Origin of the sequence: Pontibacter saemangeumensis (assembly GCF_039541895.1) — a bacterium.
GTDB classification, from domain to species: domain Bacteria; phylum Bacteroidota; class Bacteroidia; order Cytophagales; family Hymenobacteraceae; genus Pontibacter; species Pontibacter saemangeumensis.
The window spans coordinates 887264-909200 of record NZ_BAABHC010000029.1; the positions used below are offsets into that span (position 1 = coordinate 887264).

The 21937-nt window shown below is 52.5% G+C and carries 14 protein-coding genes; 2 read left to right on the forward strand and 12 right to left on the reverse strand.

The features are described 5' to 3' along the window. Positions 1-4: 4 nt before the first annotated feature. The 3 genes from ABD920_RS21900 to ABD920_RS21910 all read right to left on the reverse strand — a co-directional run bounded on the left by ABD920_RS21900 (position 5) and on the right by ABD920_RS21910 (position 5593). Positions 5-3328 (reverse strand): SusC/RagA family TonB-linked outer membrane protein, encoded by a 3324-nt coding sequence (locus ABD920_RS21900; RefSeq protein ID WP_345162312.1) that lies wholly within the window; start codon positions 3326-3328, stop codon positions 5-7. Positions 3329-3623: 295 nt separating this feature from the next. Further along, positions 3624-4652 (reverse strand): FecR family protein, encoded by a 1029-nt coding sequence (locus ABD920_RS21905; protein ID WP_345162314.1) that lies wholly within the window; start codon positions 4650-4652, stop codon positions 3624-3626. Positions 4653-4912: 260 nt separating this feature from the next. Beyond that, positions 4913-5593, reverse strand: a complete 681-nt coding sequence (locus ABD920_RS21910; protein ID WP_345162316.1) for an RNA polymerase sigma-70 factor — start codon at positions 5591-5593, stop codon at positions 4913-4915. Positions 5594-6783: 1190 nt separating this feature from the next. Here ABD920_RS21910 and ABD920_RS21915 point away from each other — a divergent pair. Beyond that, positions 6784-8430 carry a UxaA family hydrolase gene (locus tag ABD920_RS21915; RefSeq protein ID WP_345162318.1) on the forward strand — a complete coding sequence of 549 codons (1647 nt, stop codon included), beginning with the start codon at positions 6784-6786 and terminating at the stop codon, positions 8428-8430. 305 nt (positions 8431-8735) lie between these two features. Continuing rightward, complete coding sequence (gene fbp, locus ABD920_RS21920; protein ID WP_345162320.1) at positions 8736-9746, forward strand: class 1 fructose-bisphosphatase; 1011 nt, start codon at positions 8736-8738, stop codon at positions 9744-9746. A gap of 210 nt (positions 9747-9956) precedes the next feature. Here the strand turns inward: fbp and ABD920_RS21925 are convergent, their stop codons facing one another. The 9 genes from ABD920_RS21925 to ABD920_RS21965 all read right to left on the reverse strand — a co-directional run bounded on the left by ABD920_RS21925 (position 9957) and on the right by ABD920_RS21965 (position 21876). Further along, entirely contained in the window at positions 9957-11324 is a 1368-nt protein-coding gene (locus ABD920_RS21925) for a glycoside hydrolase family 28 protein (protein ID WP_345162322.1), read from the reverse strand. Positions 11325-11563: 239 nt separating this feature from the next. Next, complete coding sequence (locus ABD920_RS21930) at positions 11564-12793, reverse strand: dienelactone hydrolase family protein (RefSeq protein ID WP_345162324.1); 1230 nt, start codon at positions 12791-12793, stop codon at positions 11564-11566. A 58-nt stretch (positions 12794-12851) separates the two neighbouring features. Then, the gene (locus ABD920_RS21935) at positions 12852-13682 is read right to left on the reverse strand and encodes a rhamnogalacturonan acetylesterase (protein ID WP_345162326.1); all 831 of its coding nucleotides are present in this window, start codon (positions 13680-13682) and stop codon (positions 12852-12854) included. Between the two features lie 104 nt (positions 13683-13786). Then, positions 13787-14536 carry a rhamnogalacturonan acetylesterase gene (locus tag ABD920_RS21940; protein ID WP_345162328.1) on the reverse strand — a complete coding sequence of 250 codons (750 nt, stop codon included), beginning with the start codon at positions 14534-14536 and terminating at the stop codon, positions 13787-13789. 171 nt (positions 14537-14707) lie between these two features. Beyond that, complete coding sequence (gene pelA / locus ABD920_RS21945) at positions 14708-15940, reverse strand: pectate lyase (RefSeq protein WP_345162330.1); 1233 nt, start codon at positions 15938-15940, stop codon at positions 14708-14710. Positions 15941-16063: 123 nt separating this feature from the next. Beyond that, positions 16064-17842: a glycoside hydrolase family 28 protein gene (locus ABD920_RS21950; RefSeq protein ID WP_345162333.1), complete on the reverse strand. Its 1779-nt coding sequence runs from the start codon at positions 17840-17842 to the stop codon at positions 16064-16066. Between the two features lie 12 nt (positions 17843-17854). Continuing rightward, on the reverse strand, positions 17855-19600 hold the full coding sequence (locus ABD920_RS21955) for a glycoside hydrolase family 43 protein (RefSeq protein ID WP_345162335.1): 1746 nt from the start codon (positions 19598-19600) through the stop codon (positions 17855-17857). A gap of 44 nt (positions 19601-19644) precedes the next feature. Then, on the reverse strand, positions 19645-20631 hold the full coding sequence (locus tag ABD920_RS21960; protein WP_345162337.1) for a pectinesterase family protein: 987 nt from the start codon (positions 20629-20631) through the stop codon (positions 19645-19647). 12 nt (positions 20632-20643) lie between these two features. After that, positions 20644-21876, reverse strand: coding sequence for a glycoside hydrolase family 88/105 protein (locus ABD920_RS21965; protein ID WP_425568671.1), 1233 nt, complete (start codon positions 21874-21876; stop codon positions 20644-20646). Positions 21877-21937 lie beyond the last annotated feature (61 nt).

Here is a 21937-nt window from a genome sequence, read left to right on the forward strand (position 1 = left end):
AACATTAAAAAGAAATGGTAGCGCCTATGCTTACCGTTTTTGCCCTCGGGAAGCTTAGGTAGTCAATCCCCAGAGGGGCAACGCCGCCACCGGACACATCTGAATTAACTTCAGGATCCAGGCCTGAGTAGCCCGTCAGCACGAACAGGTTTTGCCCCAAAAGGTACACTTTTGCATTGGAGAGAAAGGTGTTGGAGGTGTTGAAGGTATAGGACAGAGAGAGGTTGTCGAGCCGGAGAAAAGAACCGTCTTCAATCCAACGGGATGAGAATTGCTTCGGCTGGTCTCTCCCCACGCCACTTTCTACGGCAATGTCGAATACATTCCTGCCCGGCAGGTTGCTCATGTAGCCGAGGTTGTTGGCCGTCATGTTATACACGTCGTTGCCCACAGAACCTCTCAGGTTAATGCCAAGGTCCCAGTTTTTGTATCCGAAGGTATTGCTGAACCCATACGTAAAGTCAGGCTGCGCACTGCCGATTATTTGCTGTTCCTCCTCAAACTGCTCAACCCCATTCTCAATCCCAATAAATTTCTTTCCATAGAAGGTGCCGATTGGCTGACCGGGTGTGATGAGTTGGGAATATATGCCTGACAGGCCCTGCCCCTGCACCGGCGCTGTTTTGATGTCCTCGCCTTGCCATTGGTCATTGGATAGGCTGAGCACTTTGTTTCGGTTTCGGCTGAAGTTAAAATTAGCATTCCAGATGAAATCCTCTCTCCTGACCAGCTCAGCCCCCAATTCTATTTCCACTCCCTTGTTTTCAATGCTTCCGACGTTGGCCAGTTGCGTGCTGATAACGGATGGGGAAGGCACCGCTAACTGGAGGAGGAGATCAGAGGTTTTCTTATAGTAATAGTCTATATCTCCATATAGCCTGTGGTCAAACAGGCCAAAACTTAAACCCGCATCGAATTGAGCCGTCTGTTCCCACTGCAGATCAGGATTGGCATACTGCTGCGGCAGCACAATGGTAATGCGCTGCCCGCCCACCAGATAGCCGGTGGTGCTTGCCCCTAAAGTAGTGATCGAGTTAAGGTTCCCGATTTCCTGGTTACCGGTGACCCCGTAGCTGGCTCTCAGTTTCAGATCCGAGATCTGGCTCACCTCGAAGAAATCCTCCTCGGATATTCTCCATGCAGCCGCGGCTGAAGGAAACAACCCCCACTTATTGCCTGATCCGAACCGGCTGGACCCATCTCTTCGGATGGTGCCTGTCAGGAAGTAACGGTTGTCGTAATTATAGTTTACCCTTCCGTAAAATGAAATCAGTTTATTACTCCCGTAGAAACTGGATACCTGGGAAATGGTGCTGGCTGCCTGAAGACTGTACCACTTGAACTCATCTGAGAGAAAACCGTTGGCTGTGTTATGCAAGCCCTCGTCTTTAAAATACTGATAGGAATACCCTGCTACCGCATCTACGGCATGCGAACCGAATAACTTGTTGTAATTGAAGGTAGTTTCCAGCAGCCTTGAGAAATCTACCAGCTTTTGCACACTGGCATATCCTCCCAGGCCCTCACCGAGCGGGTTGTTTTTGCTAATGAAGGAATTCCTGTCCGTGTTCTGCCGGGTGTAGCCAAGGTTCACCTTGATGCTTAGTGGCTCTACAATTTTGTAAGTGGTTGAAAAGCTGGAAATAAAACGTCGGTTCTCACGCTCATCAGCCAGGTCATTGGAAAAGGAAACCGGGTTGATCCTGAAGGGAGGGACGTGGTAAAAATTGCCCTGCTCGTCCCTTACCGGATAGGTCGGGTTGAAAACATAGGATTCGTAGTTCAGACTTGACCCTAACTCACTTCCTACCGTGTTGGATACAGGCGACTGGCTGGATTGATTTTCCCCATAGTTCACCCGCAGGTCAAAGAGCAGTTTGTCATCCAGCTCGGAGTGACTGATATTGATGCGCGCATTGGCTTGCCTCAGATCCGATCCTAACATAACCCCTTGCTGCTTTCCATAGCCTACGGATGCCCGATAAGTGGTTTTATCGGTTCCCCCGCTCAACGACAGATAATGGTTGTGCTGATAGGCGGTCCTGAAAATCTCATCCTGCCAGTCAGTGTTGGCCCCTTTGTCGTCAATCGGCAACCCCAGGTCTCCGATCACTTCCCGGTACTGGTCGGCGGAAAGGACATTTAGCGTGTTGGCTACTTCGGAAACGCCTCCACTCACATCGTACGTGACTTGTGCCGTGCCTTGTCTTCCTTTTTTTGTCGTGATCATGATCACCCCATTCGCCCCCCTGGAACCATATATGGCGGTAGCTGACGCATCCTTCAGCACAACGATCGACTCAATATCGTTCGGGTTAAGTGTCATCAGGGGATTCACCGGCTCCTGATCGAAGAAATTGGTGTTGCTTGTGCTGATATTGGCCTGATTTACTCCGCTTGTGGTCGAAATTGGCACCCCATCTATGACATAAAGCGGATCATTGGAAGCTGAGATCGAGGTACCTCCCCGGATTCTCACGGTATTCGACCCGCCTGGTTTGCCACTGTTTTTGCTGATGTTCACGCCAGCGACTTTGCCCTGGATAAGCTGCTGTGCGGCGAGCTGGGGCCCCTGATTAAAATCCTCACTGCTTACAGAAGACACGGAACCGGTCAGGTCGCTTTTTTTCACGGTTCCATATCCTATCACCACGACTTCCTCTAATGCTTTGGTGTCAGCAGAGAGCGTGACATTAACAGTAGACTGGTTGTTAACCGGCACTTCCTGCGCCTGGTATCCGATAAAGGAGAAAACCAAAGTCGCTTCACCATCTGGCAAGCTCAATGAAAAATCACCGTCCATACCGGTGGCCGTACCGTTAGCGGTGCCTTTCACGAGAACAGTTACGCCCGGCAGGCCCTCCCCCTTTTCATCCGTTACCTTGCCGGTAACGGTTTTAGTTGTCTGCCCCTTCTCCTCCACAGCATCAACAGGATCAACAGCAGCCTGCGGCTTCGCCTGCTTCTCCATTTTAACAACGGGCGTTATCAGGTAGGAGCCGTCTTTTGAACGCTTGTACCTTAAGCCCAGTGGTTTTAACACAGCCTCCAGGTTCTGGTCCAGCGTGTGGCTTGGATTGATGAGATCGTTAGGAACAGCGTGATCTTCCACAACCTGATCAGAAAACAGGATATCTGCCTTGTATTGCGCCCTTAAGCCATTCAGGGCGTCTTTTAATTTAACAGTGGCGATCTTAGATGATTTTCCAGAAGAGCCCTGGGAGTGTGTTTCATATGCCAGGCCTTGGGCCTGGCTCTGGGGTTGCCAGATGGAAAGGAGCGCCATCAGCGTACCGCATATACTTAACCTGTAAACTCTTTTCTTCATATGGAAAGTGAATAAAATGGTGGATGAACTGTTGTAGGCTTCTCTCCTGGCCTCGGAACCCTTTTTGCAAAAGGCAATAGGGTTCCTGTCCGCTGAAAGCAGATATAATTTATTCTATATATAGCTTAATTATTTATTTAATAGCGATCAGCAGGAACAACTCGTCCTGGTGTCATCAATATAGTTTTAAAGCGCATCTATTAGCTTTTGGCCGGAAAGCAATGAGAAGGATATATAGCTTTGATGCTTTCACATATATACTCTTCGGCAATTTTGTCTCTCTCCGCCTAAGGTGTCATTTGTTGCCTGTAAACAGCACATGCTTATCCTGTCGCATTACATTGACACCAAGCACTTCCGAAAGGGCTTGCAGCAGCTCATCCGCGTTATTGGCTTTGAATGATCCGGAAACCTTCATCTCGGACACGTCAATTCCTCCCAGTTCAACAGTCAGCCCGTAATTGTCATGGAGCATCTCCTTGATTTCGTAGAGGGAGGTGTTATCAAACACAAACCGCCCGTGCTGCCACGCAGAAAAGTTTTCAGGAGACGAGACCTGTGTTACCTGTAGCCTCTTTTGCTTATTATCAACTGTCACCAAGTCGCCCGGAGCCATGACCAAGGCGGTAGCTGCCAGTTCTTCCTCCTTTTTATACAGCACCCTGACCTGGCCCTTTTGCAGCACCACCCTTGTGCCGCTCTTGCGGGCAGAAAGATTAAACTCTGTCCCAAGGACCTCTACCTCAAAGGCAGAGTCTGTCTGGACAACAAATTTTTTATCATCAGGGGTATGGACAACTGAAAACCGTGCCTCCCCCCTTAGGTGCACATGGCGGCTAAACTCCCCAAGGTTAAAACGAGGCACCTGTAGCACAGAATTCGCGTTCAGCAGTACGCTGCTCCCATCCGGGAGTGACACCAGATTGGTTTCGCCATATCCGGTGGCATAGCTCTTATATAGGACGGCATCGCGCAGAAGCCACGCTCCAAATTGGAGCACACACAAAACAGACGCGGCAACCAACCATTTCCTCCAGCCTCCCGCCTTTTCGGACTTCAGCTGCCCCCTCTGCCCCACTTCAGGCTGCAGGGAGTAACGGGATTGACTCAGGATGCCTTCATTGAACTTATCAATAGCCGCATCGGTGTTTACCCTATACTGGGGATGCAGCGTTTCCCACTCATGCAAACAAGCGTAGAAGAATTCTTCATTACCAGGCTTCTCCTCTACCCATTTCTCTATCATCTGCTTCTGCAACACAGTGGCCTGCCCGGCAAAATATGCGAATAGAAGCTCCCTTGTTACCAATGATTGTAATGACATCTGATCCCGTTATATCATATAGACAACTACACCCGGAAAAACCCTTATCCGAAATGGAAAATAATTTTCTTTTTTTTCGAAATGGCTTGCCATAGCGCGAATCACCGTCTTTGCCCGCAGCGCGAGGTGCGGCGGAAGCGCTGCAACCAAGGCTATATATAGAAGGCCCAGGAAGCGCCGGCATCGTGAAGGGTATCGAGGCCGCAAAAGGGTATGACTCGAAGCAGATGTGCCTGATCCAAGAATATGAAATGCAGGGTTTACCCGAGGCTATGGAGCAGCAGCAGGAAAATGGAGCTCCGGGATAATACTTTCTTTACGAATTGACTTGCTTTCCTGATCTGCACCTCCACTGTTCGGGGGGAAAGGTGGAGCAATTCGGCTATTTCGGAATACTTCATGTCTTCGAAGCGGTGCATCAGGTAAATCTTTCTGCACCTGGCAGGGAGGGAATTAAGCGCAGACTCTACTTCCTGGCACAGCTCCTCATATTGAATGATTGAATCAGGTTGCTGACTGACAGCATCTGAATTACGATCATAAGTTTTGTCTAGCTCCACCGACCGGCCGGCCTCTAACCTGATATAGTTGTAGGCTTTGTTCCTGACGCTCTTATAGAGAAAGGCCCTATAGGAGGAAAGCACTCCCGTGAAGGTGCGCTTTACATAAAACTTTAATATGATCTCTGATACGATGTCCTCTGCGATGGATTTGGAATGCACAAAACGAATGGCGTGGTTGCATAAGGCCTGGTAGTAATGGCGGTAAAGCAACTCACACCCAAACCTGGGGTCGGATTCAAATGCCTTCCTGATCAACAGTTCACTATCTGCGAATCCGGCTTCTTTTCCAACCAAAGGGATTTCCAGGGCACCTGCATCAGGTGCAACCTGGAGGAACTCCTTCTCATCTGCAACCAAAAACGTGCTACCCTTTCCCATACTTGCTCTTATTAAGTTATTAAACGGCTGCTCTCCTTCAACTCTTCCCAAGGGGTAAAACCGCGGGCGCATCAAAGCCTAAAGCTATTCTTCCTCATCGTTCAGCTTTATTGCCACCCTCGTAATGCATCACTTTTCCTGCAAATCCCCTTCACAACTATACTTCATCAGGGATGACTTAAACAAAAGTGAAGTTTAAGGGACTTGACTTTTATGGTGATGTAATATGCCCTAAGCAAAGTAAGCATTGCCCCATCCGGCAGGTTAACCCTGTTACTTTTGATAGTGATCAAGGCAACCAGCAAAAAAGCAAACCTACACAGTCTGCCTAGGTCGAAACACTACTATCCTATCTCTTGCTACTCATAACTGACCAATCACTTACCGAACAAGCTAAAGACGATGCGCAATCGTTTGCATTATACAAATAAGGAATTAATTTGTCAAGAATTTATGAGTGAATCTTCGAGAATATATAGTCTATTTGCAAAAGTTAGTTGAAGGCTGTATAGAAAGGGCAGTCATATCCATGTGGCACTCTGCAGGAAATTTATCAAGTAACACAGGTTTTTATATCTCTGAAAGCACTCCTGCCCCTTCTCTTGCCTACCCGATTGTGCCGTAAGGCGTTTATGCATTAGGTGGGGTTGGCGTCCATAGGTGTTGCGTCTTTTATTTCTTAGCCATGCCTGCCTCTTCCGGACTTGCTGATGCATCAGATCACTCCGCTATGAGTTGAAAATCAAAGCCCTTATACAACACAGCTACCCGCGCTTGCTTTTCTTCCCTGCATCTCATTATAATCCAGTTAGTAACAGCCCGTTTCAGCACGAAGCACCCTTCCGACTCCTGATGCCGGTTATTTATACCAGAGAAGGCATGGTTGCTGCTACTGTGGGTGCTGCAGTTAAGGAGGCAGTCGGCCGGTAGCCGTCCATTGTTAGCTTTTCCTTCTACTGGGGCTCAATTCAAGCCGATACACTCAGCAAAGCATCTGTCAGGATATCAGTATTTTGGAGATAGCACCTGTTGCCATATATGCCTCCGGCTGCATGCTGCTGCTGTTGCTCCCCGACCTTGCAAGTGAGTAGCCCCTTTCCTTTTAATTTCTTTAGAAATTTTTTTATTTTATGGAAAATATTTTGTTAATTGCTCATGCGCAATCGATTGCGCATGTTAATTGTAAGGATATGCCTCCAAAGATTCTGAAAATCCATCCCGATGATAATGTGCTGGTTGCCCTAACGGATTTACCAGCCGGCGAAACAATAACCTACATGGGCTCTACCATTACGCTGGTGGAGGACGTGCCGGCCAAGCACAAATTTACCTTGCACCAGCTGCTGCCGGAGCAGGAGGTTATCATGTATGGCGTGCTGGTGGGTAAAGCCGTAACGGTTATTCCGGCAGGAGGCAGAATATCTACCGAAAATGTAAAGCACCAGGCCTCCACTTTCGCCGGGAAAACAAAATTTACCGGCTGGAATGCGCCAGATGTTTCCAAATGGGCGGGTAAAACCTTTCAGGGCTACCGACGCGCCGACGGGCAGGTAGGCACCGCCAACTATTGGCTGGTGATCCCGCTGGTGTTCTGCGAGAACCGGAACGTGAATATCATCAAGCAGGCTTTCCTGGAAGAACTGGGCTTTGGCCAGCAGGACAGCTATAAGTCCTATGTGCAGCAGATGGTGGCCATGTACCAGGCCGGCAACACAGCGGGTATTGCTCAGCTACCGCTCCAAAGCCAGGAATACAACAGCCAGAAACGCGTCTTCAAAAATATCGATGGCATTAAATTTTTGACCCACGAAGGAGGCTGCGGTGGTATACGCCAGGATTCTGAAGCGCTCTGTGCCCTGCTGGCCGGTTACATCCATAACCCGAACGTGGCGGGAGCCACGGTACTGAGCCTTGGTTGCCAGAACGCGCAGGTAAGCATACTGGAGGAGAAGCTTAGGGCACTCGATCCGAATTTCACCAAACCGCTTATTGTACTTGAGCAGCAAAAAGAAGGCACTGAGCATGAACTGCTGGCCAATGCCCTAAGGCAGACCTTTCTCGGGCTGATAGAAGCCGACAAGCAGGAACGCCAGCCCGCGCCGCTAAGTAAGCTGGTGGTTGGCCTGGAGTGCGGTGGCTCCGATGGCTTCTCTGGCATATCTGCAAACCCTGCGGTCGGCCATGCCGCCGATCTGGTGGTGGCGCTGGGGGGCAAATCGATGCTTTCCGAATTCCCGGAGTTATGTGGTGTGGAGCAGGAACTCATCAACCGCTGTGTGGACGAGAAAACTGCCGACCGCTTTGTACAGCTCATGCGGGCCTACGCTTACGCTGCAGAAGCCGTTGGTTCTGGCTTTGACATGAACCCGAGCCCGGGAAACATCAAAGACGGCCTGATCACAGACGCTATCAAGTCAGCTGGGGCAGCGAAGAAAGGAGGCACTTCTCCTGTAGCAGATGTGCTGGATTACGGCGAATATGCCACCAAACCCGGGCTGACACTGCTCTGTACCCCCGGAAACGACGTGGAGAGCACCACAGCCATGGCGGGCTCAGGGGCCAACATTATCCTGTTCACCACTGGCCTGGGCACGCCCACGGGTAACCCTGTAACACCGGTTATCAAAGTATCCTCCAACACTAAATTAGCGCAGCGCATGCCCGATATTATTGATATAGACACGGGGCCGGTGATTGCAGGAGAGAAGGGCATCGAGGAGATGGGAGCCGAGATGCTGGACCTGATCATAGAAGTGGCAAGCGGCAATGTCAAAACAAAAGCCATGCAGCTCGGACAAGACGACTTTATTCCCTGGAAGAGAGGCATCTCGCTATAAAATATCTTCAAGAATCTTTCCTGCCCGGCCAAAGCATGGAATTTATACCACGTCGCCTAAACCTTCTTTCATATATGGCTTCATCTCTTTGAATGAAAGGTACTGCCATTAAGGTTACTCTGGAAGGATGTATATATGATTTGGTATTACATCCTATCTAAACTTCCCGGCAGGAAGGGTAGGAGTGAATCTCAGGGCCCCTGCTTGTGCGAGAACACAAGACAGCCAAACCGGGAACCCGGTGATATTTCCGGCACAACGCTTTAGTAATAACGAATCAAAGGCACAGCTCAAAACTACAACTTATGGATGATCAACTGGCATTACCAGTAGGAACAACCCTCGACAGGTTTATCATGCGCAAACAAGAGGAGTTCCCTTATGCTTCTGGCGAGCTCTCGCAGCTGCTGCGGGATATTGCCTTGGCAACCAAGATCGTGAACCGCGAAATTAACCGTGCAGGCTTGCTGGGGGTAACAGGCACTTTTGGGCAGCAGAACGTCCAGGGCGAAGAACAGCAGAAGCTGGACGTGATCGCTAATATCCGCTTCATCCGGGCCCTGCGCAACGGCGGAGAAGTATGCACGATCATCTCCGAGGAAGAAGAGGGCATCATACAGACCGGCAATACCAAGGGCAAATATATTGTCGCGATGGATCCCCTGGACGGCTCGTCTAACATCGATGTGAATGTCGCCATCGGGACTATCTTCTCCATATACAGGAGGCTGTCAGACAACGGTGTGGAAGGCACGCTGGAGGACTGCCTGCAGGACGGGACAAAGCAGGTGGCGGCCGGCTACATTATCTATGGTTCCTCCACGATGCTGGTGTACACCACGGGCTGCGGCGTGAATGGCTTTACCTACGAGCCGTCGCTTGGCGAGTTTTTCCTGTCTCACCCGAACATAAAAACACCAAAGGACGGTAAGATATACTCCTGCAATGAGGGTAACGTGAACAGCTTTCCGGATGGCATCAACGCCTACCTGAGCTACTGCAAGGAGCAGCGCTACTCGGCCCGCTACATCGGGTCGCTCGTGGCGGATTTTCACCGCAACCTGCTGAAGGGCGGTGTCTACCTATACCCGCCCACAGCCAAATCCCCGAACGGCAAGCTGCGGCTTGTGTATGAGTGCAATGCCCTGGCAATGATCATAGAGCAGGCGGGCGGCAAGGCAACAGACGGTTCGGAGCGCATTCTGGATAAAACCCCGACCGAGCTGCACCAGCGCTGCCCCTTGGTGATCGGGTCTCCGGACATGGTCGATAAAGTAGAGGAGTTTCTGACTGCTGAAATGGTGACTGCTTTGTAAAAGCTCCTTTCATATATACCGAAGCCGGAACAGCATCCTGTGTCGTTCCGGCTTCGGTATATATGAAAGGATTTCGAGCATTTACTCTGCTGCTGTAGCCCCGGCTCCTGTGATATAAGATTCTCTCAGGCTCTTTGATTACGCTTTTAAAAAAAACAGCAACGGTCTCCCTTATATATACTTTGTACCAGCTAAGCCGCAGGCCCATTTTTAGCTTTCCGGTGAAATGCTGTCCGGAAGCATTACCTGCTTTCCGTTGATGGTGACGTTCTCAAACTCAATTTGATTTACATTCGAGAACTCGTAGGGCACCTTCACATTCTTGATCTTCACGTTAATCAGGCGCAGGTTCTGCACAGGCGACTCCTCGTAACCCTCCAGCAAAACGCCTGTTTCACCGCCGTTTTCCACCGTCATGTCCTTTACTTCAATGTTCCGGACAGTAGGCATATAGGGGCCTTCATCCTCATAGAACATGTTTACCCTGATCACCTGCTCCGCCACCTGCCCCACCTGTATGTTGCGCAGGTAAACGTTTTCTACCACTCCGCCACGCATAGAGCTTGTCTTGATTCGCAGGGCTCTGTCCAGCAACGGGCTGTTCATGGTGCAGTCCTCCGCAAACACGTTCCTGACACCTCCTGATATCTCACTTCCGATCACCACGCCGCCATGGCCGTTTGCCATGGTACAACCTTGTATCACAATGTTTTCACTGGGCACATTAATCCTGCGGCCATCTGCGTTCCTACCTGATTTGATGGCAATGCAATCGTCTCCCGTGTTAAAATAGCAGTCTTTAATAAGCACGTTTTTGCAGGACTCAGGATCACAGCCATCAGAATTCGGCCCCTGGCTCTCAACGGTTACCTTCTGTATGGTTACATTCGTGCAAAGCACCGGGTTGAGTATCCACATAGGTGAGTTGATGATCGTAACGCCCTCTATCAACACATTCTCACACCGGTAAGGCTGCACGAACTGTGGCCGCAGGTAAAATCCATCGCCGAACACGCGCTCGCTCACCGGCACATTGTTTTCTGCCATCGCAAACAGGGCCGCTCGTTTGTCATCGTCGGTCTGGTTAGGAGTGCCCGGCTGCCAGCCATACTTCTCCTGCCCTTTCCAGGGCCACCAGTTAGTCGTATTGGCCTGCCCGTCTAACGTGCCCTCGCCAGTGACGGCGATGTTCTTTTCCTCGAAGGCGTAAACCAGGGGAGAATAATTCATCACCTCCACCCCCTCCCAGCGGGTAAACACCACAGGCAGGTAATCAGCGGGGTTCGTGGAAAACAGGATGGTTGCGCCTTTCTGCAGGTGCAGGTTCACGTTGCTCTCCAGGTAAATGGGCCCGGACAGGTACTTGCCGGCTGGCACCACCACACGTCCCCCACCCGCTCTGCTGCAGGCCTCAATGGCTTTCCGGATCGCATCTGAACTATCGGCGGTGCCATCCCCTGCTGCTCCATAGTCTGTCACCGGAAAGTCTTTGTCGGGAAAGGACGGCGGATTTATCTGCTGCAGGATTCCGTCTATGTTTTCCCAGGCATCAGCTTGGGCTACGGGCTGCTCTGCCACCTTACCGCCCCGGCTGCATGCCAGTAGGGCAACAAAACAGGCACATGTTAAGAAAAGATAATAAAAGCGGTTGTGGCGCATGGTGTGAACGTAAGTTTTTCTTGCCTATATGTCTGTGATTTCGGTTTCAGCCAGCAGCGGTGCCTCTCATTTGCGAAGCTGCAGGTCAGTAAGAGTACCGCATCATGAGCAGGTGCGAGCCACCCTTCGATAAAGTTCTATTGCGCGGCAGCGTGGCTTTACTTCAGCCATTTTTCGAGCCAGGAAAAAGCATCCTCCTGCATCTGTATTGTCATAGAATGCGGCACATCATAATAAACCGCCCTGAACTTTTCCGGGGCTTTCATTTTGGTGTAGACGGCAGACAGCTTTTGCTCTGCCGCCTGCATGCCTGCGATGCTAAAAAGCTTGTCCTGCCTGCAGTTCATCACCAGCAAGGGACGCGGCGCATTCAGAGAGGCCACATCCGGCAGGTCCAGAAACTGGGCCTGCCGCGGCACATACATCATCCAGGTATGGTGGGCGTACTGCCGCAGCATGTGTTCATACGTGGTGGAGAAGGCCGCCACCACGCCTGTTTTAATTCTCGGGTCGAGGCCAAACAAGTAGGTGCTACGCAAGCCCCCCAGGGATAGCCCGATGCAGCCAATACGGTCCGGGTCTACCTCTGGCCTGGAAAGAAGATAGTCGACCGCCACCCTGTCGTTCTGAGCGATGATGCCCAGCCAGGTGGTACCGGCAGTGAGGATGGTCTTGTTCATGGCTGTCTCGTTTGGCCCTGCCACCTGCCTGTTATATAGCTGGATGCGCTCACTTTCGCTGGCATCCTGCGCTTTCTCTTCATATCCATTTGAATCTAAGAGCAGCGCCGGGTCTAGCTTCTGAGAACCGAAATAGAGGACATCCGGGCAAAGCACCACAAAGCCTCTTTTGGCAAGCTCATCGGCATAGTACCGCCCCTCATATAGGTTCTGGACATAATCAACCAGAATGGGCGGCTGGTTGTCTGTCAGCGTGTGCTTCTCCTTGCCGAAAAAGTAAAAGCCGCCATGGTCGTGCAGGGCAATAACGGCAGGCGCGGGTTTCTTCAGGTTATCCGGAACGAGCAGGAAAGCTTCTGTTTTCTGTAGTGCGTTCAGGTTATACCGCACCAGGTACTGCGTATAGCCGGCTCTCCTGGTGGTGCTGAGTACTTCCGAATTCAGCGGGGCTGGCTGCGGGTTAAAGGCGAGCAGCTCGTGTAGCTGTGCTTTGGCCGTTTTTCTCCACTTCTCCGTGTTCTTCCAGCCTTCATCTGCCAGGTACGACAAGCGGGCCTCGTGCTGCCCGGCATAGGCATCCAGCAGCGGGTAGAAGTTACCTACATCGGAGGATACCTGTTGGGCCGAGGCCGCCACAGAGACAAACAACAGGAGAAAGAGACTGATCTTTTTCAGGCAGTAGGGCAGGTAGCTTTGAAATTTATCCACTGGTATATATGCTTGGTTTGCGTTGGCCCACTCGGTCAGGAGCCGGGTTTTAAAATCTTTATCGGATGCGCCCTTTTTCTCCAGCTGAAGATGCCGGCAAAGCCAATGCCTTCAGCCCATCAAACACCAGTTGCGCCACGGCCCTTGCGCCTTCCGGTTGGAAATGGGTATTGTCTTTCTGTCCTTCAGGATACGCTTTGTATTTCCCGGCAGGCAGGTTCATGAAATAATGAGAAGACACGTATGCTTCGCCCCTGGAGGTAAAATAGTCGATGGAGTGCTGTGTCAGGTCAATAAGAGGTACCTTGAGTTCTGCTGCTACCTCCTTCACTGCCTGCGGATAGTCACCATGCACATTGCTTAGTTTCCCGTCTTTCCAGGGGTAATTGCGGTTAACGGGTGTCAGAAGGATCGGCAGTGCCCCTTTCTCCCGCGTCTGTTTTATATATAGCCGCAGGTACTCCTTATATCCCTGAATACTGGTATAGCGCTCCGGTTTGTTTTCGGCGGCGTCGTTGTGACCAAACTGCATCATGACCACATCACCCTTCTGTAGCGCCTCGTGTACTTCCGCCCAGCGCCCTTCTTCAAAGAAAGTGCGGGTGCTGCGCCCGCCTCTTGCCTTGTTCACCACCACGGCGCTGTCTCCTTTAAAGATGTTTCTGATCTTGTGCAGGCTATCTGAATGCAAAAAAGGCTGGAACACCTGCCCCCATCCTGCTACCGGGTACCGCTCTGTCATGTAGTCTTTTTCGTCATAGTCTCCGGTATAGTCGGCCACTGTGGAGTCGCCGATCAGGTATACCTTCACCGGCTGCTTCTTCAGCGGTGCGAAAGCAGCAAAGGCAATACTTGCCAGCAGGAGTACCACTGCTATATACTTCTTCATAGGAGAAAGTTTATGTGAAGCTTGCATGATTTTCTTTGTGCCATATATGGCAGCTCTATATAGGGTACTTCTTAAAAGCGCCTCCTGAAATCCTCTTCAACCGCTTACTCTTTCAGCAGTTTTGCCACTTCAGGAAGGGCCTCCCGCATCTCCTCTACCACCAGGTCGCTCACCCGGAAAGCACCGTATGCCGACAAGTGGGTGTTATCCTCTCTGCCCTCAGGCAGGGATTCGTATTCAGAAGGGGCGATGTGCAGAAAGAGTGCCTTCGAACGCTCTTCGCCATAGCGGGAAACAAGCTCTTTCGTTTTCCTCTCCAGATCCAGTAAAGGCACCTTGCGTTTTGCGGCCACTTCTCTCACCACGTCGGGGTACTTGCCGTGTGTATCCACCAGTTCGCCGCCCTCAAACTTTCTTCTCACAATGGGAGTGGCCAGCACTGGTATGGCCCCTTTTGCGCGTGTCTCTGCCACGTAGCGCTCCAGGTTTTTGCGGTAGTCCGTTTCCGGGGCTGCGTAACGCTTGGGGTCTTCGCTCTTCTCGTCGTTGTGGCCAAATTCAATGAAAACATAATCGCCCTTCTTTAGCTTTTGAAGCACTTTATCCCAGCGGCCTTCGTCCCGGAAGCTCTTGGTGCTCCGCCCGTTTACCGCGTGGTTCTCCACCTTTACGCCTTCCTGCAGGTACAGCGGAAACACCTGCCCCCACCCCTTCTCAGGGTTGCCCTTGCCATATGGCTTGTCGGCTAAAGTAGAATCCCCGATCAAAAAGATGGTTGGTTTTTCCTGCTGGATATAGCTTAACAGGGGCAGTACCAGGAGGACGAGCAGTCCCCAACGCATGGCGTTTTTCATAGCTAAGGCATTATTAGTTTCAAACAAAACATTCTCTTTATTCAGCGCAAGCGGACAGCGACAGGAACCGGTCCTGCAGCGGCTCAAACGATATATAAAACACCCGCTGCGGCGGCACGCAGGCCAGGTTGACAGAATAATACCGAAAGCGACAGCGCCTCCAGCAGTCTATCACTTTGTGGCCACCCATTTCTGTTTCCAGGCGGGAAAGTCTTTTTCCAACAGCTCTTGCGGGGAATTTACATACCAACTATAGCCTGCCCTTCGCTCCTGCTCTATCCCGGAAAGCGCTTCCCGCACAATTCCATCACGCCCCACAAACATAGGGCGGTTGGTCCCTATCTCGTAAAAACGTGCCCACAAGGGTGGAGCAGCGGGATCTTCTACCACCACCACATCATAACCTTTGTGCAGGACGGGCTCCTTCACCCGCTCAAGCCGGATACCCATGATCTTGACACGTTCAAACCAGGAGACTGCGCTCTCCACGGCGCGTATTATCTCCGGACCGGGGTTCTCAATTTCCATCAGGTACTTGACAATGGCTGCGCTTTCCCCACCGCTGATGGAGGGCAACTCATAGGCACGGGCTTTCTGGGGAGTCAGGTCCACCCGGTCGTGCTGGGCACACCAGGCGGTTAACCTGCCGCCTGCTTTTATCTGCGCCTGTAAAATAACGTCCAGCCCTTTTTCTATGGCCTCTGCCGCCCGGCTCCTGCGCGCATCGTCCACGAAAGTGTAAGGGTTCTTCTGGTGGGCCACATCGCGCAGCAACCGCATGACACCGATCATGGCGCCATCGTTAAAGGTGATGTGCTCATAGTAACCTTTCCGGACAGGGTAGAATTGCGGCCAGCCCCCATTGGCGTACTGCGCCTCTAAAAGATAGTCCATCCCCCGTAAAAAGCTTTCTTTGTATTTTTCCTGCCCGGTGCCCTGGTAAACCCTGGCGAGGTATTCCATCTGCGTGAAAGTGGCACTGTTATCGATGGTGGATGCACCTCGCTTCTCTGCCGCTGATGCAAGCGCCTCTTTCTTTTCATCGCTCAGGACTGTGGCCATATCCGTGTTCTTATGCCAGCCGCCATTAGCCCGCTGATACAACAGGAGATTGTCGGCGATGCGGATAGCCTCCGCGCTTGAATACCAGTCCTGCTCTTGCTGTAGCAGCGCCCGGCCCCACCTGACAGGTTCAGCAGCAGTGGCGGTGTTAGCGGCTTGCGGCACAGCGACTGCGCTACCAGTAGTGGCTGTTTGTCCTGGCCCGGCACAACCTGTGGCGGAGATGCAGCACACCAGGTAAAACGCTGCCGCCATACCTGCCTGCACCAGTGCGTGCAGGGAAGACTTGAAATAATCAGATGCTTTGAAACAGAAAGCCCGTTGTTCCAGGCCAGCTGCCATATACCTCCTCATAGTGCTCCCATACCTGCTCATATACGCCTATACTTTACCTCCGAAACGGCGCTGCCGCCGCTGTTATTTAACAAAAAGAAAGCAGCACACCCGGGTATGCTACTTTCCGTCTTATTGCTCCATGGTGAGCGCCGTGTTGCTCAGTTCTTTACCTTTGGACACTTGCTGCGAAGCGTTCTTAAAGTCTTTGCGCTCCAGCTTCACATTCTTAGTGAGCGGGCCCAGCACCTTTACGACCGGCCCCTGCGTCTCATCAAAAGACAAGCCCGATACCTCGACGTTCTGGCTGTTGTAAATGGTCAGGGCCGGGCCTTTTTCTGTAATGACTTTCACGTTTATCAGCTTGATGCCATCCGCATCGACCGCCGTTATGCCCTGCTTGGCCTTCAACACCGCATCCTGCAGCACCACGTTTTTCAGGTTCATCTCGGGCAGGCCCTGCAGCACCAGCGCCTGTCCGGCACCAGCCACCCGGATGTTCTTCATGTAAATATCTTTGAAAGAAGGCGTTTCATCTGTTACAGGCACGGGCTTCTCGTCTCTTGCCTCGTCGCCCGCCCGCTGGTCTTCTTCCAGCACAGGAGAGTTGCCGCCGTAGAACAGGTTAAAGCTGATAGCCTGTGTCGGTATATCGATCATATCAATGTTGGAGATGTAGATGTTCTCTACCACACCGCCCCTGCCGCGCGTGCTTTTAAAGCGAAGGCCGATATCCGTACCCATAAAAATACAGTTCGAAACGTGGATGTTCTTTACGCCACCAGACATCTCGCTCCCTACCACAAAGCCGCCGTGGCCGTGGTACACGGTGTTGTTTTTCACGATCACGTTCTCGGTCGGCATGCCTCTCTTGCGGCCGTCTACATCCTTCCCGGATTTGATACAGATCGCATCATCCCCCACATCGAAAGTATTGTTATATATAAGGGCGTTTTTACAGGACTCCAGATCCAGGCCGTCACCATTTTGTGAATACCAGGGGTTTCGTACGTTCAGGTTACGCAGGATCACGTTCTGGCTCATGAGCGGGTGCAGGTTCCAGGCCGGGGAGTTCTGGAAAGTAGGCCCGTCCAGCAGCACTTTGTTGCACTCGATCAGGCTCACCATCACGGGGCGCAGAAAGTCCTTCACAGACTCATACTGCTCCTTTGTCTTGAGGTGCGTAGGCACGTTGAAGTTACTGCCCGGTGTGTCGCCCTGCTTCGCATTCTCGGATGGGTACCACATCTTGCCGTCGTCGCTCAGCACACCTCCTGATTTCACCAGGATCTTCCATTGCGCATCGGTCAGCTTACTTTTCTTCACAGGCCGCCAGGCATCACCGGAACCATCGAAGGTACCCGGGCCTGTGATCGCAATATTCTCCAGGTTCCTGCCCGAGATCGGAGACTGCGCCCGGTATGTCTCCAGCCCTTCGAAGCTGGTTTGCACGAGTGGGTAGTCATCAAAGTTCTCACTGAAGATAACCATGGCACCTTTCTCGGTATGCAGGTTGATGTTGCTCTTTAATACAATTGGCCCTGTCAGCCACATTCCCCGCGGAATGATCACTTTGCCGCCGCCCTTGGCCGCTGCTGCCGCAATGGCTTTTTCAAAAGCCTGTGTATTCTTTGTGAGGCCATCCCCCACCGCGCCGAAGTCTACGATGCTGACACTGTAGTTGGGAATGGTTGGCTCCTGCACCCGCGGCATGTCAAATTCAATGCCCTCGTATATAGAAGTCATATCTGAGGTAGCGCTTGCTGTAGTTGTTGCCGGGCCTGCTGTGGCTGTGGCAGTCGGTGCCGTAGTCGCCTGTGCAACAGGCTGGCGCTGGCAGGAGAACTGGAGGGCGCCGGTTAACCCGATCAGCAGTAGCAATCGGTTTACGGCTATCTTTCTGGTATTCATATGCTATGGTATTTATTTCTTGCTTTGAAAAGTGGATGTTGTGTTTGGCGTGATCCTGAACCAGTCATAATCGGCATAGCCGGAATCGTTTGTCTTTTCTTCCCGGGTGGCGAAGATGCCGACCTTGGCCCCGATCCAGCGCCCCGGTACAGCGGTGAAGGCGCTGCCTGCTTTTTTGAAATCACTCCCATTCTCGCTGTAGCTAAACTGGCATTTGGCGCCTTGGTCCACGCTTACCCGCAGGTATACCTCGCTTCCCTTCAGCTTGCCCAGCAACTCCTCTTTTCCGGGGGTGCCTTTGTGTGCATCGTCCACAGTGGTGTAGGCCAGGTAAAGGCCGTCTTCCTTGCTGACAAGTGAAAGGTAAGCGTAGTCTTCGCCCATCACGATCAGGCCCGTCCGCTCGTTCTGCAGCTTTGGATTCGGGGTGAACTTGAGTTTTGTCGTCGCCGTGAAGGCCTCGGCGGGGAACTTCTGCAGCAGCAGGTTCGGCACGTCCCAGAAGTTCCTGTAGTTTTCCGGGAGCTGGTCTGTGAACAGCCGCAGGGCGCCTTTGCCTCCTGTGGCGAAAGCCCAGGTAGCCTTCGGGTTCGCATGCCACTGCCACTGCAAGCCAAGCCTGTTCCCGTCAAATTCGTCTGATTCGGCAGGTGTGGTGACCGGGTAAGTCTTGCCTACGTTCGGCTTTTTGTAAGTCAGCACCGGTTCCCCTGTGCCGTCGCCGTCTTTGTCCACGCCGATCACCGGCCAGTCGTTCACCCATTTCATCGGCTGCAGGTGCACCACCCGGCCGTACGCCTCTATGTCCTGGAAGTGGAAGAACCAATCCTCCCCTGTGGGTGTGTCCACCCAGGCCCCTTGGTGCGGGCCGTTGATGCTGGTGCCTCCCTGATCCAGCACGATCTTCTCGTCATAGGGTCCATATACGTTTTTAGAGCGCAGCACCAGTTGCCATCCGGTGGATACCCCGCCGGCCGGGGCAAAAATGTAGTAATAGCCGTTGTGTTTGTAGAACTTGGGGCCTTCCACTGTCGGGTGGTTCTCGTGCCCGTCAAATACCATCACGCCCTCGTCCAGCAGCTTCGTGCCGTCGGGGCTCATGCTGTTCACCACCAGTATGCTCTTGATGCCTGCGCGGCTGCCGGCGTAGGCATGCACGAGGTAAGCCTTGCCATCCTCATCCCACAGCGGGCACGAGTCGATCAGCCCCTTTCCTGCCTGCACCAGCACGGGTTCTTCCCACCGGCCAGCCGGGTCCTTGGTCTTCACCATATAGATCCCGTAGTCCGGGTCGCCCCAATAAATGTAGAACTCCCCGTTATGGTGCCGGATGGCGGGTGCCCAGACACCGTTGCCATGCTGCGGCTTCGCAAAATGATCGACGGGCGTGTTGCGGTTCAGGGCATAGCCGATGATCCTCCAGTTCACCATATCCCTGGAGTGCAGAATCTGCAAGCCTGGAGCGGCGTTGAAGCTGGACGAGGTCATATAGTAGTCGTCCCCTACGCGGCACACATCCGGGTCGGAGTAATCGGCGTGTATAACAGGGTTTTGATACGTCCCGTCGCCCTGATCTGCCACCCATACTTGTGAAACCGCTGCGGCAGCCTGTGTGGGGGAAGCTACTGACGTATTACCTGCGGTTTTGCTTTGCGTCAAGCCCGACGAGCAGGAGTAGTTCCAACAGGAGAGCGATAAACAGGCATATAGAAACAGGCGGTGGTGCGTCATGATAAAAAGTATCTGTGCGGTGTTCATTCATTCCGATGATCATGGCTCCAGCATTGGAAGCAGGATCGGTGCTATTTACTGGCCGAGGTCTGTGGCTTACCTGGTTCCCAGCCTTTAAAAATGTTGGCTAAGGTATACTCCTGGGCCGCCTCTTTCGTGAGCTGATGCGCCCACTTCACCCGTTTGGCAGGGTTGGCTCCCGGACCTGTGGAGTTGTACTCTGCGTAGAAAGAAGTCTTTTCAGCGTCCGGTTTGCTCCAGTTGTGCCAGCCTTCCGGCTTGATCTGCTTCCCCATATATGTGTTGATGAAAACAGTTTTGGCATAAGGCCTCCAGGGCCTGCCCAGGTAGTAAGAGTTGGCCGGTGCATTGCCTGTGATCCGGCAGTTCAGGAACACAAAGCCATAGGGCGTTTCCTCCAGCGTAGAAGCAGCCGTGATATAATTCCCGCCCTCTTTGCAGTAGATCTCGCAGTTCTCGAACACGGCGGTGGACCAGCCAAAGATAAAATCAGTGGTGCCCTCTATATAGCAGTTTTTATAGTACTGCCTGCTCTTTTCGCCGTGTGGGTACAGCGTGTCCTGGTTGCCGAGGAACCTGCAGTTCGTGAACATCACCTTGTCGCCGTCCACGCGCACGGCCACGGCCTGCCCTACCGGCCCGGCGGAGTTCTCGAAGGTGATGTTCTCGGCAGCGAACTCATCCCCGAAAACATAAAAACCGGTGGAGCCGGTGGTGCCCATCTCCTCACCGAACCTGTTCTTTTTAGAGGCGTAGTCGTCGTTGGTCAGGATGGTCTTCCGGACATCCTCGCCCACAAACTTCACGGCGGTTTTAGAAGCGGGCAGCGTCAGCTTCTCTTTGTACACCCCGTTTTTGATATAAATCGTCGTAGGGTTCTTCCTGAAATCAGGCACGGCGTTGATCGCCTCCTGTACCGTTTTAAAGTCGCCGCTTCCGTCTTTGGCCACTACAAAATCATGGGTTTGCGCCCGCACATGCGTTAGCACCAGGCAGAGCAGGAAGGCAAGCACAGCAGCGTGTTTCTTTATTGTCATCGTATAGGTTTCTTAGTTTGATGCCGTTTTGTTCAGTTCCTCAAACTCCAGCGAGGCCATAATAAAGGGCGCTACCGCTTTCGGGTCGTTGTCCCGGCGCTCTTCGTTGATGTAGTATTCATAGGTACCGTCCCGGTAAGGATCACCGCCCAGGCCTGCCACCGCACACACCTGCGTGATGCTGATGGTTCCGTCGTCGTGTTTCCGGATGAGGTTCTTCACAATACCGTCGTATCCTTTCTGCGCCGTTTCCATATACTTTGCGTCTATATGGCCTTCCCTGGCAGCTTTCACCAGGAAATAAGTGAACATACTTGATGCAGAAGCCTCTAAGTAATTGCCTTCGCGCCCGCCCTGGTCGACCACCTGCCACCACAGCCCTGTTTTCCCGTCCTGGTACTGCGCGATGGCCTTTGCCATTTTCCGCGTAATCTGCAATACCTCTTCCCGCTTCGGGTGATCCTGGGGCAGGTAGTCCAGCACGTCTACCAGCGCCATCGCGTACCAGCCCATGGCGCGGCCCCACACGTTCGGCGCCTGCCCCGTTTCCGGGTCGGCCCATTTCTGTTCCCGGCTCTCGTCCCAGCCGTGGCGCCAGAGGCCTTTTTCAGCGTCCCAGGTATATTTGTCTACCAGCGTGATTTGCTTCGCTACCTCGTCAAACAAGGCGGGTTCGTCAAACTCCGCGGCATACTGCGCCAGAAAAGGGGAAGCCATATATAGCCCGTCGAGCCACATCTGGTGCGGGTAAATCTTCTTGTGCCAGAAGCCGCCCTCGGAGGTGCGCGGGTGCGTGCGCATCTGGTCGCGGAGGTTCTCCACTGCCAGCTTATACTTGTTGTCGCCCGTTTCCTTGTACAGCTCTATCAGGAACTTGCCCGGGTTCACGCGGTCGATGTTATAATCTGTTTGCTTGTAGGTCATGATCGTGCCGTCCTCGCTGATCATCGTGTCGGCGAAGGCCTGGATGTAATTCAGGTACTTTTCATCCCCGGTTTTCTCCCACACCCGCTCAATGGCGCTCGCAAACAGTCCCTGCGTATAGTCCCACTTCGGCTCTTCCTTGAAATCGATCATCCACCCCTCCGGATTCCGTTTGATATCTGAGTCTGCCATCCAGACAGAATATGGTTTTTGTGCAATCCGAGCTTGAGCTTCCGCAGTTTCCGCTGTCGTGGAACTCCCGGAGGTGCAGGCAGCAAGCAAGGCAATGCATAGCGGCAGGACGTATTTCGTAATGGTCATGATATAGGTTTAGCGTGTTGATGCTCTCTTTAATTTAGTTAGGAACAGGCCTGAAAGGGAA

Coding starts and splice junctions, on each gene's coding strand:
- ABD920_RS21900 (WP_345162312.1), bottom strand. CDS start 3,328: ATGAAGAAAAGAGTTTACAGGTTAAGTATATGCGGTACGCTGATGGCG.
- ABD920_RS21935 (WP_345162326.1), bottom strand. CDS start 13,682: ATGAAGAAGTATATAGCAGTGGTACTCCTGCTGGCAAGTATTGCCTTT.
- fbp (WP_345162320.1), top strand. CDS start 8,736: ATGGATGATCAACTGGCATTACCAGTAGGAACAACCCTCGACAGGTTT.
- pelA (WP_345162330.1), bottom strand. CDS start 15,940: ATGGCAGCTGGCCTGGAACAACGGGCTTTCTGTTTCAAAGCATCTGAT.
- ABD920_RS21965 (WP_425568671.1), bottom strand. CDS start 21,876: ATGACCATTACGAAATACGTCCTGCCGCTATGCATTGCCTTGCTTGCT.
- ABD920_RS21955 (WP_345162335.1), bottom strand. CDS start 19,600: ATGAACACCGCACAGATACTTTTTATCATGACGCACCACCGCCTGTTT.
- ABD920_RS21905 (WP_345162314.1), bottom strand. CDS start 4,652: ATGTCATTACAATCATTGGTAACAAGGGAGCTTCTATTCGCATATTTT.
- ABD920_RS21940 (WP_345162328.1), bottom strand. CDS start 14,536: ATGAAAAACGCCATGCGTTGGGGACTGCTCGTCCTCCTGGTACTGCCC.
- ABD920_RS21960 (WP_345162337.1), bottom strand. CDS start 20,631: ATGACAATAAAGAAACACGCTGCTGTGCTTGCCTTCCTGCTCTGCCTG.
- ABD920_RS21910 (WP_345162316.1), bottom strand. CDS start 5,593: ATGGGAAAGGGTAGCACGTTTTTGGTTGCAGATGAGAAGGAGTTCCTC.
- ABD920_RS21950 (WP_345162333.1), bottom strand. CDS start 17,842: ATGAATACCAGAAAGATAGCCGTAAACCGATTGCTACTGCTGATCGGG.
- ABD920_RS21915 (WP_345162318.1), top strand. CDS start 6,784: ATGCCTCCAAAGATTCTGAAAATCCATCCCGATGATAATGTGCTGGTT.